At 60.2% G+C, this 13,422-nt stretch carries 11 protein-coding genes; all 11 read right to left on the reverse strand.

What is annotated here, in order from left to right; all coding sequences use genetic code 11:
- Positions 1–2 precede the first annotated feature (2 nt).
- The 11 genes from QO002_RS17635 to QO002_RS17685 all read right to left on the reverse strand — a co-directional run bounded on the left by QO002_RS17635 (position 3) and on the right by QO002_RS17685 (position 13,421).
- A complete protein-coding gene (locus tag QO002_RS17635) occupies positions 3–977 on the reverse strand; it encodes a 2-hydroxyacid dehydrogenase (protein ID WP_307232008.1) in 975 nt (324 codons plus the stop codon).
- A gap of 210 nt (positions 978–1,187) precedes the next feature.
- Positions 1,188–2,306: a branched-chain amino acid ABC transporter substrate-binding protein gene (locus QO002_RS17640; RefSeq protein WP_307232010.1), complete on the reverse strand. Its 1,119-nt coding sequence runs from the start codon at positions 2,304–2,306 to the stop codon at positions 1,188–1,190.
- Between the two features lie 118 nt (positions 2,307–2,424).
- Positions 2,425–2,769: a DUF6867 family protein gene (locus QO002_RS17645; RefSeq protein ID WP_307232012.1), complete on the reverse strand. Its 345-nt coding sequence runs from the start codon at positions 2,767–2,769 to the stop codon at positions 2,425–2,427.
- Positions 2,770–2,793: 24 nt separating this feature from the next.
- Positions 2,794–3,519: an ABC transporter ATP-binding protein gene (locus QO002_RS17650; RefSeq protein ID WP_307232015.1), complete on the reverse strand. Its 726-nt coding sequence runs from the start codon at positions 3,517–3,519 to the stop codon at positions 2,794–2,796.
- The gene (locus QO002_RS17655; RefSeq protein WP_307232017.1) at positions 3,516–4,406 is read right to left on the reverse strand and encodes an ABC transporter ATP-binding protein; all 891 of its coding nucleotides are present in this window, start codon (positions 4,404–4,406) and stop codon (positions 3,516–3,518) included. The genes QO002_RS17650 and QO002_RS17655 overlap by 4 nt, the downstream gene beginning before the upstream one ends.
- Positions 4,406–5,797 (reverse strand): high-affinity branched-chain amino acid ABC transporter permease LivM, encoded by a 1,392-nt coding sequence (livM, locus tag QO002_RS17660; protein WP_307232019.1) that lies wholly within the window; start codon positions 5,795–5,797, stop codon positions 4,406–4,408. Before livM ends, QO002_RS17655 begins: the two co-directional genes overlap by 1 nt.
- A gap of 4 nt (positions 5,798–5,801) precedes the next feature.
- Positions 5,802–6,704, reverse strand: a complete 903-nt coding sequence (locus tag QO002_RS17665) for a branched-chain amino acid ABC transporter permease (RefSeq protein WP_307232021.1) — start codon at positions 6,702–6,704, stop codon at positions 5,802–5,804.
- Between the two features lie 304 nt (positions 6,705–7,008).
- Positions 7,009–9,435 carry a GcvT family protein gene (locus tag QO002_RS17670; RefSeq protein WP_307232023.1) on the reverse strand — a complete coding sequence of 809 codons (2,427 nt, stop codon included), beginning with the start codon at positions 9,433–9,435 and terminating at the stop codon, positions 7,009–7,011.
- Positions 9,436–9,614: 179 nt separating this feature from the next.
- The gene (locus QO002_RS17675) at positions 9,615–10,181 is read right to left on the reverse strand and encodes a sarcosine oxidase subunit gamma (RefSeq protein ID WP_307232025.1); all 567 of its coding nucleotides are present in this window, start codon (positions 10,179–10,181) and stop codon (positions 9,615–9,617) included.
- A 4-nt stretch (positions 10,182–10,185) separates the two neighbouring features.
- Positions 10,186–13,146, reverse strand: coding sequence for a sarcosine oxidase subunit alpha family protein (locus QO002_RS17680; protein ID WP_307232027.1), 2,961 nt, complete (start codon positions 13,144–13,146; stop codon positions 10,186–10,188).
- A complete protein-coding gene (locus QO002_RS17685; protein WP_307232029.1) occupies positions 13,143–13,421 on the reverse strand; it encodes a sarcosine oxidase subunit delta in 279 nt (92 codons plus the stop codon). The genes QO002_RS17680 and QO002_RS17685 overlap by 4 nt, the downstream gene beginning before the upstream one ends.
- Between the last annotated feature and the right edge of the window lies 1 nt (position 13,422).

Below are 13,422 nucleotides of genomic sequence, written 5' to 3' on the forward strand. Positions count from 1 at the left end.
CCTCAGGCGACCCGATCCGGAGGCTCGCGGCCTTCGAAGAACGCGGTGATATTGTCCACCACCTTCATACCCATGGCCGTTCGGGTTTCGTCGGTCGCGCTGCCGAGATGCGGCAGCAGCACGACGTTCTGCAGACGTCGCAACGCTTCCGGCACGCCGGGTTCGGCCTCATAGACGTCGAGGCCCGCGCCACGAATGGTCCCGGCCTCCAGCGCCGCAATCAGCGCGGCTTCATCCACGACATCGCCACGTGCGGTGTTGATGAGGAATGCGCCCCGTTTCATCAATGACAGACGCTTCGTATCGATCAGATGCCGGTTCTCACCGCCGCCTGGGCAATGGAGGGAAACGAAATCCGAGACAGCCAGCACCTCCTCGATGCTATCGAGTTGCCGGGCGCCGTAGCGTGCAGCCTCGGCCGGATCGATCCGCGAACGGTTCTGGAAAACGATATCCATATCGAAGCCGAAATGGCAGCGCTTGGCCATGACCTTGCCGATGCGGCCAAAACCGATGATGCCGAGCGTCTTGCCGGTCACCTTCGATCCAACCATGTGGGTGGGGCGCCAGCCTGTCCACTGGCCGGCCCGAACTTCCCTCTCCCCCTCGCCCGCGCGCCGAGCAACCGACAGAAGCAGCGTCATGGAGATATCGGCGGTGCAATCCGTCAGGACGTCGGGCGTATTGGTAACGACGATGTCAGCAGCTTTTGCGGCAGCAATGTCGATATGATTGTAGCCGACGCCATAATTCCCGAGGATCTTCGCCTTCATCGATGCGTTTGCAAAGACCACGGCAGGCAGCTTGTCGGATACGGTCGGCAGAACCGCATCGAAGGTCTGCAAGGCCGCGCCCAGCTCAGCCTCAGACAAGGGAACATCCGTGGCATTCAACGCAGCGTCAAAGCGCTCGACCAGCACATTTTCCACCGCCTTTGGCCATTTGCGAGTAACGAGGATACGTGGCTTGGCTGACATTTCGGACTCCGAGGCTTTGAGATTCGCTGTGCGAACGCACTAAACCAAGGCCGCCCCTCGAACACCAGCAGGTTTCGCAACTTTCGTCCGCAGGGACGCACATCGCGCATGACCCGAACCCCAGCATTCCCAACGCAAAAGGCCCGGCAATGCCGGGCCTTCGCGATCTGACGATCCCTTCGAAAACCCAGTGGTTTTCGAACGAAAACCTTACTGGTTTTCGAAGTAGCTGTACTTGCCGTCTTCACCCTTCTTCCAGGTGTACATGACGTAGTCCGGGCGGGTGATGTCGCCCTTTTCGTCGAAGCCGAGTTCGCCGATTGCGGTTGCAAACGGACCCTTGGCCTTGATCGCTTCGGCAACAGCCTGCGAGTCGTTGCCGCCGGCAGCCTTGGCAGCTTCAGCGATAACCTGCAGAGCAGCGTAGGCGTAGAGCGTGTAGGCTTCCGGTTCGAAACCAGCAGCGCGGAACTTCTCGACGAGTTCCTTTGCAGCCGGGTTCTTGCGCGGATCCGGAGCAAACGTCATCAGCGTGCCGTTAACAGCGTCGCCAGCGATGGAAGCCAGTTCGTTCGAGACGATACCGTCGCCCGACATGAAGGCAGCCTTCAGACCCTGGTCGGCAGCCTGACGTTCGATCAGACCGAATTCAGTGTGCAGACCGCCGTAGTAGACGACCGTTACGCCGGCTTCCTTCATCTTGGCGATCAGAGCCGAGAAGTCCTTGTCGCCGGTGTTGATGCCTTCGTAGATGACTTCAGTGACGCCGGCTTCGTTCATAGCCTTCTTGGTTTCGTCAGCAAGGCCCTGGCCGTAAGGCGTCTTGTCGTGAACGACAGCGACCTTGCCGTCCTTGAAGTTGGTGGCGATGTAAGCGCCGGCAACTGCGCCCTGCTGGTCGTCACGACCGCAGGTACGGAAGGTGTTCCACAGCCCACGCTCGGTGAAGGTCGGGTTGGTGGAAGCAGGGGTTACCTGAAGGATACCGTTTTCGGCGTAAACTTCCGAAGCCGGGATCGAAACGCCCGAGTTGAAGTGACCGACAACAAACTTGACGCCATCGGCAACGAACTTGTTGGCAACCGAAACGCCCTGCTTGGCGTCGGAAACGTCATCGCCGAGAACGACCTTGATCTGCTCGCCATTGATGCCGCCAGCAGCATTGATGTCAGCAGCAGCCTGCTCTGCACCCTTCTGGAGCTGTGCGCCGAAGGCTGCATTCGGGCCGGTCAACGGGCCAGCGACGCCGACGATAACGTCAGCCCATGCGGCGCCGCTGAAAGCGACCATTGCACTGAAGGCAACGGCCGACAAAAGTGACTTCTTCATTTTGTTACTCCCAAATCTCGAGCGGGTCTGGTTTCGATATCCGGCGCAATACCCACCTTCATTGCGCCGGTATTTTTACTTCCGCCCCGGTGTTTGCACCGTGAGCCGGAATCCCTCTTTATTTATTCTTCCACGAAAAGGGCGAGGCCTTCTCATAGAGCCAGTAGTAATTGCTGGTCATCTGCCGCGTCCTGTAGAAGCGGAAGCCCGCGGTAGAAAACAGCAAAAGAACGATCGTGTCTATCAGGTAGTAGTGGAGGCTGAACATCGTACCGCCAAACAGCGCGTGATGGACGAAACGGATGCCGACGCCCAGAAGAAGGGTGTAGATCAGCACCGTGCTGTAGTTCTGCCATCCCTCTGCGACGCTCTTGCCCGTGCGCCAGGCGGTCCACCCACCGATGATGCAGCTGACGAAGAGAAACTGCAGAAACGAGGCTTCTTCGTAGAGAATACCCTGCATGTCAAAAACTCCTGAACGGCGCCATCAATGGCGACCGCCTTCCAGATAGGCTGCGCGAACTTCCGGATTGGCAAGAAGTTCCTTGCCGCTGCCGCTCATCGTCACCAGGCCGTTGACCATCACGTAGCCGCGGTCGGAAAGCTTCAGCGCGCCGAACGCATTCTGCTCGACGAGGAACACAGTGAGCCCCTGTTCCTTGTTCAGCTTCTTGATCGCTTCGAAGATGCCCTTGACGATCAGCGGTGCGAGACCAAGCGAAGGCTCGTCGAGAAGCAGAAGCTTAGGACGTGCCATCAGCGCGCGGCCGATAGAGAGCATCTGCTGCTCACCGCCCGAAAGCGTACCGCCGCGCTGCATCTGACGTTCCTTGAGGCGCGGGAAGAGCGTGAAGATCTTCTCAACGTCCTCGTCGAAATACTTCAGGTTGTCGAGGCTCGCGCCCATCTGAAGATTCTCGAACACAGTCATGCGTGGGAAGATGCGACGACCTTCCGGCGACTGCGCGATGCGCAGACGGGCAATCTCGTGAGTCGGCAGGCGGGTGATGTCCTGGCCGTCGAAAATAACGGAGCCGGTACGAGCCTGCGGACTGCCGCAGATCGTCATCATCAGCGTCGACTTGCCGGCGCCGTTGGCGCCGATCAGGCAGACGATTTCGCCGCTGTTGACTTCGACATCGACGCCGCCGAGTGCGCGGATGTTGCCGTAATAGGCTTCGACGGACTTAACCTGGAGAAGCGGACCGCTCATTTCAGGCCTCCTGCTTCGCCTTCAACCTCGGCAATCACTTCTTCGACCTCATCGTCTTCGACACCGAGATAGGCCGCGATGACCTTCGGGTCGTTTTTCACAAATTCAGGGTTGCCGTCGGAAATCTTCTGACCGTACTCGAGAACGACGACGTGGTCAGAGATTTCCATGACCACCGACATGTCGTGCTCGATAAGCAGGATCGATGTGCCCGTATCCTTGCGAACGCCCTGAAGCAGATCGTTGAGCGCAAGCGATTCACGCGGGTTGAGACCAGCAGCCGGCTCGTCGAGGCAGAGCAATTCCGGGCCGGTGCACATGGCGCGGGCGATTTCCAGGCGGCGTTGTGCGCCGTAAGGCAAGTCGCCGGCCGGATCGTCTGCACGGTCGATCAGCGACGCGCGTTCAAGCCAGTGCTTCGCGAGTTCGATCGATTCCTTCGACGCTTTCTTGTAAGCCGGAAAGCCGAACAGTCCGAGGATCGTGTAGCCCGAGGCGCGCATCAGCGTGTTGTGCTGGGCGACCAGCAGGTTTTCGAGAACAGTCAGGCCCGAGAACAGCCGTATGTTCTGGAAGGTACGGGCGACCTTGGCCTGCTTGGTGATCTCGAAGTCAGGAAGACGCTCAAGGAGATACTCCTTGCCGGCCTTCTGGCGCATGGTGATCATGCCCATCGTCGGCTTGTAGAAGCCGGTGATGCAGTTGAACACCGTGGTCTTGCCGGCGCCGTTCGGACCGATCAGCGCGGTGATATCGCCGCGATAGGCTTCGAAGGAGAAGTCGTTGATCGCCATCAGACCGCCGAAGCGCATCGACAGGTGTTCGACCTTGAGAATAACGTCTTTTGTCATTGTCGTTGCCGCTGTTGTCGTCGTTGCGGAAGCCATCAGCCGTGCCCTTCCTTGGTGAAGCTGCCGGAGACGGACTTGCGCTCATTGAGGAAGGCTGTCGGCTCACGAGAACCAACGAAACCACGCGGCTTCCAGACCATCACAACCACCATCGCCAGGCCGAAGATCAGCATGCGGTAGAGTTCAGGCGTGAAATCGGGACCGAAAATGGCCTTCAGGAAGGAGAGTTCACGCAGGATTTCCGTGCCGCCGATCATGACCACTGCCGCAATCGCAATCCCGGTGAGCGAACCCATGCCGCCAAGGACCACGATGGCGAGGATGACCGCCGATTCCAGGAAGACGAAGCTTTCCGGCGAGACGAAACCCTGACGCACAGCGAAGAACGAGCCAGCGAAACCACCGAACATGGCGCCTGTCGCAAACGCCGTGAGCTTGGTCGTCACCGTGTTGATGCCGAGCGAGCGGCAAGCGATCTCGTCTTCGCGCAAGGCCTCCCAGGCACGCCCGATCGGCATCCGGCGCAGGCGGATCGTGACGTAGGCCGTCAAGGCTGCCAGAGCCAGGATGAGATAGAACAGGAAGATCTTGTAGTAGGCCGAGGACATCGGCAGGCCGAAATACTTCGCGAAGTTGTTCGGTGCGCTGACGTCGAAGGACAGGATACCGAAGATCGAAGCCTTGGCGATGCCGGAGACGCCAAACGTGCCCTTGGTCACTTCCGTCCAGTTGATCAGGACAAGGCGGATGATCTCCCCGAAGGCAAGCGTCACGATCGCCAGATAGTCGCCACGAAGGCGCAGGACCGGGAAGCCGAGCACGACGCCCCAACAGGCAGCCAACAAACCGGAGATCGGCAGCAGCAGCCAGAAGGAAAGGCCGAGATAGCTGGACAGCAGCGCGTAGGAGTAGGCACCAACGGCATAGAAAGCCACGTAACCGAGATCGAGCAGGCCAGCCAGACCAACGACAATATTCAGGCCCCAGGCCAGCATCACGTAGATCAATATCTGGATGCCGAAGTTATCGACCCACTTCAGCGAGCCCTGCGCGCCGAAAAGGACGACAGCAAGGATCGGATAGAGGACGAGCAGGACGCCGGCGATGGCCGTGAAATTACGCTTGATAAAGCCTTCCCGTGTTTCCACCGGAGCCGCCGCATCCTTCGATGCCTTGCGGCTTGCGTTCCAGGGCTGCAGGTAGGCAACCACCGCGAAGCGCCCGACCGCCGCAATGATCACGAAGATCGCGAGCAAGCCCCAGCGTTGCACGAGGATCAGCTCGTTCAGGATGTTCTGGTCGGACTTCAAACCCACGAAGAGGAAGAAGAGACCGAGCGAAATGAGGCCCGCGAAGAACGCCTCGCGCAGAGCCCGCGCCGTCAGATCCCCGCCGGCGTTCTCAAGTTTATTGGTCATGTTTGCCATGAAATTATACCTTCTCGACTTCCGGCCGGCCGAGAATGCCCGACGGCTTGAAAATCAGAACGATGGCCAGGATGGAGAATGTCGCAACATCTTTGTAGTCGATGCTGAAATAGGCCGACCAGAGCGACTCGATAAGGCCGATCAGAAGCCCGCCGAGCACAGCCCCCGGCAGAGATCCGATGCCGCCGAGAACGGCTGCCGTGAAGGCCTTGACGCCCGGAGTGAAACCGTCGGTGAAGACCACAACGCCATAATACATCAGATACATGGTACCTGCGACGGCCGCGAGTGCTGCCCCCATGACGAACGTCACGGAAATCGTGCGATCGACATCGACGCCGAGCAGAGCCGCCATCTTGCGATCCTGCTCCGTGGCACGCTGGGCGCGACCAAGTGGCGTCTTGTTGACGATGTACCAGAAGATCGTCAGCAGAACGGCCGTAACCACGATGATGATAATCTGTTTCAGCGAGATCGAGATGCCGAAGACGTCGTAAACCGAGGAAACCAGCGGGGGGATCGGCTTGTTGCGCGGACCCTGGGTTACCTGGATGAAGTTGGACAGCGCGATCGACACGCCGATGGCCGTGATCAGCGGCGCAAGACGGAACGAACCGCGCAAGGGCCGATAGGCAACCTTCTCGATGGTCCAGTTCCAGAGCGCCGCCGTCAGCATGGCAACGAGCATCATCACGAGAAGCGCAAGCACGACAGGAACGCCGGCGAAAAGGCTCGTCAATGCGAGAAACACGATCAGAGCAGCAAAGCCACCCAGCATGAAGATATCGCCGTGGGCGAAATTGATCATGCCGATAATGCCGTAAACCATTGTGTAACCAATGGCGATCATGCCGTAAATAGAGCCCAGAGTCAGCCCGTTCACGAGCTGCTGTACAAAGTACTGCATCAATTATCCCCCGGACCGGATCCCGTGATGGGTCTGGTCTCTTGTTCTTGTGGAGCCATTTAAGCCCCGGTGATTAAGAGGATTCCATAACGCTTTCGCTTGAAAAGTGAAGCCTAAAAGTGCGCCATCGACAGAATCTTCGCCAGATTTGATTAATTGGCGAATTTGAATCCAGAAAAATCAAAAAACGTGCACAAAAAGCTCGCCGATTGGGCATATCACCGAATGCTTGCGCGGATGGTCCGAAACGGCACAGCCGGGACTTTTGACCCGGCTGTGTTGTTAATCTTTGCAATGGCTTAGGTTACGAGCGCATGCGCGAACCATTGGCGTCGAAGAGCGGTTGGGACTGCAATCGGGCCGGCAAATCCTCGCCGAGAATTTCGATCGACCAGCCGTCAATTTCCTCGGCGACTTCTTTTGGTACATAGCCGATTGCTACCGAAACGCCGGATGCATGGGCATAACCGCCCGACGTTACCCAGCCGCAGACCTTGCCGTTCAGTGCAATCGGTTCGTCGCCGATGACATCGGCATCCTTGGCATCGACGACGAAGGTGCGCAGGCGAAGCGACCCGCCTTCGGCTTTTTCCTTCGCCGCTGCCGCCTTGCCGATGAAGTCGGTCTCCTTCGACAAAGCGACGAATCGCGAGAGTCCGGCCTCCAGCGGCCCATAGAGCGGCCGGAATTCCCGAGACCAACTGCCGAAGGACTTATCGAGACGAAGCGCGTTCAGCGCCCGAAGACCGAAGAGGCGAATGTCAAACTCCTTGCCCGCCTCCATGATCAGGTCGAACAGGTAGCGCTGATATTCCGGTTTCATCCAGATCTCGTACCCGAGATCGCCGGTATAGCTGACACGGCCGACGATGGCCGGCGCCATGCCAAGATCCATCCTGCGGATCGCCATGAAGGGGAAAGCAGCATCGGACATATCGAGATGGGTGAGCTTCTCGATCACGGCGCGGGAATTCGGCCCGGCAATCGACAGGCCGGCCAACCCGGCATTCAGCGCCGTGAGCGACACGCTGCCATCTTCAGGCAAATGGCTCTCGAACCAGCGCATGTGATAATCTTCGGCAATGCCGGAGCCGATCAACAAGAAGTCATTTTCGCCGAAACACGCGAGCGTGAAATCGCCGATCAGCTTGCCATCATCCTTGAGCATCGGCGCAAGCACCATGCGGCCGGGAGCCGGAATACGCGATGCCAGCAGCCGGTCGAGCCATGCGGCAGCCCCCTTGCCGGTGATGGTGTATTTCGCAAAGCCCGAGGTCTCCATAAGGCCGACGCTGTCGCGCACGGCCTTTGCTTCTGCGCCGACTGTCTCGAAGTCCGTCGAACGGCGCCAGGAGAAGGCATCCTCGACATCAGCCGGCGCAAACCACAGCGGCTGTTCCAGCCCGTAGGACGCGCCGAAGACGGCGCCTTCGGCCTTGAGCTTGTCGTAGATTGGGGTCGTCAGGAAGGGACGCGCACCCGGCAGTTCCTCGTTCGGGTAGCGGATCGAGAAGCGGCGGGAATAATTTTCGCGCACCTTGGCGTTGGTATAGCCGAGCGTGGCGAAATCGCCGTAGCGGCAGACATCCATGGCAAAGACGTCGAAGCCCGGATCGCCATGGATCATCCAGTTGGCAAGCGCCAGCCCGACGCCGCCGCCTTGGCTGAACCCGGCCATGACGGCGCAGGCCGACCAGAAATTGGTCATGCCGCGCACCGGCCCGACCAGCGGATTGCCATCCGGCGAGAAGGTGAAGGGACCGTTGATGATCTTCTTGATGCCGGCGTTGTTGAAGGCCGGGAAATGGCGAAAGCCGACTTCGAGTTCGCTCGAAATCCGCTCCAGGTCTTCCGCCAGCAGTTCATGGCCGAAATCCCACGGCGTCGTGATCGGCGACCACGGACGGCAGGCCTTTTCGTAGGTGCCCATCAGCATGCCGTTGCGCTCCTGGCGGATATAGATCTCGCCATCGAAATCGACGCAGTGCATCAGCTCCTTGCCGGAGGTCTCGTTGAACTCGATCACCTCCGGCATGTCCTCGGTGATGAGGTACATGTGCTCCATGGCGAGCACTGGCAGCTCGAGCCCGACCATGCGGCCGACCTCGCGCGCCCAGAGACCGCCGCAGTTGACGACATGCTCGGCGATGATCTCGCCCTTGTTGGTGATCACCCGCCAGCTGCCATCCTCGCGCTGCACGAGGTCTTCGACCTTGGTGTGCAGATAGATGTCCGCACCGTTCTTCTTGGCGGATTTCGCATAGGCATGCGTGGTGCCGTAGGGGTCAAGATGACCTTCATGCGGGTCGAACACGGCGCCGACAAACTGGTCGGGGTCGAGAAGCGGCATCATCTCATAGGCTTCGCGCGAGGAGATCAGGGTCGCCTCGCCGCCGGCATATTTTCCCTTGGCCAGCAGCGACTTCATCCAGTCGAAACGCTCGTTGGTGGCGGCAAGCATCAGGCCCGAAGTCATGTGCAGGCCGATGTCCTGGCCTGAATAATCCTCGATCTCCTTGTAAAGCTCGACCGTGTATTTCTGCAGCTTGGCGACGTTGGGGTCGCCGTTGATCGTGTGCATGCCGCCCGCGGCATGCCAGGTTGAGCCGGAGGTAAGTTCGGAGCGCTCGACCAGCACGACATCGGTCCAGCCGAACTTGGTGAGGTGATAGAGCACGGAACATCCAACGACGCCGCCGCCGATGACAACGACCCTTGCATGGCTCTTCATGATAGTCTCCGGTTTGTCGGGCAATGCCAAAGCAGGGCCACACATGGACGATTGGAACAGAGCCTATTTTGAAGCCTGTCGCTGATAAAGACGCAAGCGCGAAACCATCTTGCCGGTTTCCGCCATCCTATCGGATGCGACACGCAGAAATGCGCCATAAAACGGCGCATTCGATGCCATCACACGGGATCGGCGAGGCCACTGGAAAAACCATAAGACAGATCGAACTCCCGGCCCATCACCAGAAGGTCTTCGAACAGGGATTCGGTAAAGCTTCTGAACACCACGAGCTCGAATTCGTTCTCGCCGGAGCGGGCAAAATTCACAGCGACATGGCCGCAGCGCAGGTTGGCTGACTGCCCGACCGCGAAGGCCGAAGGATCGAGGTCGATCGCCACGCCCTTGGCAAGAATACGCCTCGCATTCGGCCCCGAGAGCCGGAGAAGCACCCTGCCCTCGCTCTGGTCGACGACATCGGCGATATCGGTCAGCAGGCCCGCAAGCCGGCGCTGCAGACTATCCGGCAGATCAGTATGCGAGAGTACCAGCCATTCTCCCGGTGCAACATTGCGCATCACCAGATCACCGGCAGGGGCAAAGCCCGCAATGACAGTGGCGTTATCCGTTTGGCGCGACAACACGGTCACGATCTCGACGGAACGCGGGATTTCCAGATGATCGACGGCGCGGATGGACGAGCCGGAGTCGACCTTGCTTTCGAGCGGATGGCGGGAAAGAAACGGCATCGCCTTACACCTTGAGCTTTGTGGATTCTGGATCGACGAAAACGGGGTCGCAGACCTCGGCAACCGTCTCCTCGTTCTTCAATCGATCCCAGACGACGATGCGTTCGCCATAACGCTCACGGCCGGATTTCAGGAAAGCGAGCGCGATGTCGTGACCCAGCGTCGGCGAAAAACCGGCGGAGCTGACGTAACCCTGGTCATTGATGGTTGAGGGTTTTGCACCTTCGCGCAGCAGATGCGCACCCGCCCGAATGGGCTCGTCCTTCTCGACCGGCTTCAGTCCAACCATCTGCATACGGTCTGCAGCTGTCAGGCCATAGCGGGTGGAAAGCCTCTTGCCGATGAAGTCCGGCTTCTGGGCGGAAACCATGCGGCCGAAGCCGGCATCATCAGGCGTCACGCGTCCATCGAATTCGGCATGGGTGACATAACCCTTTTCAAGCCGCAGCACGTTCAACGCCTCAAGCCCATAGGCGCAAATGCCATACGCCTTGCCGGACTCCATAACGGCGTCCGCAACACTCTCGCCATAACCGGCAGGAACAGCCAGTTCGTAGGCCAGCTCGCCAGAGAAGGAGATGCGGAAAAGACGCGCCTTGAGGCCGCCTTTCAGCGTTACCGCGCCAGCGGACAGATACGGAAACGCAGCGTTGGAAATATCGTCCTCGACCAGAACTTGCATGACCTCCCGCGCCTTCGGTCCGGCAATCGACATCTGCGCCCACTGATCGGTGACGGAGGTGAAGCGCACGTCGAGTTCCGGCCAAAGCACCTGGGCGCAATATTCCATATGGCTCAGCACGCCCACAGCAAGCCCGGTCGTCGTCGTCACGAAGAAATGGTTTTCACCGAAGCGGCTCACGGTGCCATCGTCATAGACGATGCCATCCTCGCGCAGCATCAGGCCGTAGCGCGCCTTGCCGACCGGCAGTTTCAGTATCGGATTGCAATAGAGCCTGTTCAGGAACTCAGCCGCATCCGTCCCGAAGACCTCGATCTTGCCCAGCGTCGAGACATCGCAGAGACCGACATTTTCGCGCACGTTCAGAACTTCGCGGTCCGTCGCCTGCCGCCACGTCTTCTCGCCCTCGCGCGGGAACCAAGATGAGCGATACCAGAGGCCGGCCTCGACAAAGACCGCCCCGTTGCGCTCAGCCCAGCCATGCAGCGGCGAAACCCGCTTGGGGGCTGCGTGCATGTCGCGCGCTGTGCCGGCCAGCGCCCCGAACGAAACCGGCGTGTAGAACGGCCGGAAGGTCGTGATACCGACTTCAGCGGGGCTGACGCCGCGCATGCCCGCCAGAATGCCGGCGGCGTTGACGCCGGAAAGTTTGCCCTGATCCGTCGCCATGCCATTGGTCGTATAGCGCTTGGCATGCTCTATATGGCCAAACCCCTCGCGCAGGGCGAGGCCAAGGTCGCGGGCATGAACATCGTTCTGGAAATCGACGAAGGCCTTCGACTTTGCACCCAGCACATACCAGAGCGCAGTGAAGGACGGATCGACCTCCTCGCCCACCGACGGCACGTCGAAAGTCGCAGCTGTAAAACCGAGATCGGCTGCGATTGCCCGCGCCTTCTCCGCGCCATCGACTAAGCAAGCGGACAGGGTGTAGCGACCGGCTGCGGCACCGGCAACCGAAAGTCCCGCACCCACATCCGGTGCCAGAAACGTATCGAGTTCCGCCGACCAGACAGGCCGCGCGCCGCGCTGGCAGGCGAGGTGGATCACCGGATTGGAGCCGCCGGACATGCCGATGGCGTCGCAGGCGATCACCTCCTCATAACCGGAGCGTTCAAAGACGAGCGAGTTTACACGCTGCCCGCCCGCTGTATCAACAATACCCGCGCCGCGGATGATGCGAACGTCCTTCAGGCCCTCGACATCAGGCGCATCCCGCCTCGTATCGATGATCGCCGCAATCCCCACGCCGCAGCGAACGAGATCCACGGCCGTCCGATAGCCGGCATTACCATTGGTGAAGACCGCGACGGACTTGCCGGCCGCGACGCCGAATCTGTTGGCATAAGTGCTGATCGCCCCCGCAGTCATCACGCCGGGGCGGTCATTGCCACCAAAAACCAGCGGCCGCTCCTCGGCCCCGGTTGCAAGTAGCGCCCGCTTCGCGGCGATGCGCCAAAGACGCTCCACCGGCAGCTTGGCAAGCGGCTCGGCGACATGCTTCTGCACCCGCTCCACCGCACCAAAGACATTGTCGTCGTACCAGCCGAAAACGGTGGTGCGCGGCATCAACGTCACGTTCGGCAGGGTCGCGAGTTCCGCAAGCGACGCCGTGGCAAAAGCAGCCGCCGATGCGCCGCCAATCGCCGTGCTCTCCGACAACAGCGCGCCGCCCATGCGAAAATCCTGCTCGGCCAGCACGACGCGCAGGCCAGCACGGCCGGCCGTCAGGGCCGCCGAAAGGCCGGTTGGCCCGGAGCCGACGATCAGTAGGTCGCAATGTGTCCACGACTTCTCATAGGTTTCCGGGTCGCGCTCCAGCACAGCACGGCCGAGGCCGGCTGCGCGGCGGATCACCGGCTCGTAGAGTTTTTCCCAGAATGCTGCCGGCCACATGAAGGTCTTGTAGTAGAAACCGGCCGACAGGAACGGCGACAGCAGATTGTTCAGTGCACCGACATCATGCTTCAGCGACGGCCAGCGGTTCTGGCTGCGCGCTTCCAGCCCGGCATAGAGCTCCATGACGGTTGCGCGCGAATTGGCATCCGTGCGGGCGCCGCGGCCAGTGGTCGTCAGCGCATTTGCCTCGGAAGGACCTGCCGTCACCAGCCCGCGGGGACGGTGATACTTGAAGCTGCGGGCAAGCAGCAGCTGGTCGTTTGCCAGAAGCGCCGAAGCGAGCGTATCGCCGGAATGGCCCTTGAAGCGCTTGCCGTCAAAGCGGAATTCGAGTGTCGTCGCGCGCTCGACAAGGCCCCCATGGGGAAGACGATACGCCGTCATCGACCACCACCCCGCGCAACGTCAGAACCGTCGCTCACCCCATAAACCTCGTGGGTAACGGTATCACGCTCGACGACGAGAAACCGCCGGCAGCCGAAGACATGCTGCCAGTGTTCGCGGGTGCGACCGCGGGGATTGGCGCGGATGTGGACGTATTCATGCCATGCCTCGTCGGATGCTTCCGGGTCCGGGCGCACGACGGAGGCATCGCCCCTGACGGTGAACTCTTCCTTCGGCCTGACGCCGCAATGCGGACAGTGAATAAGGCTTGCCATG

Origin of the sequence: Pararhizobium capsulatum DSM 1112, from assembly GCF_030814475.1 — a bacterium.
Lineage (GTDB): Bacteria > Pseudomonadota > Alphaproteobacteria > Rhizobiales > Rhizobiaceae > Pararhizobium > Pararhizobium capsulatum.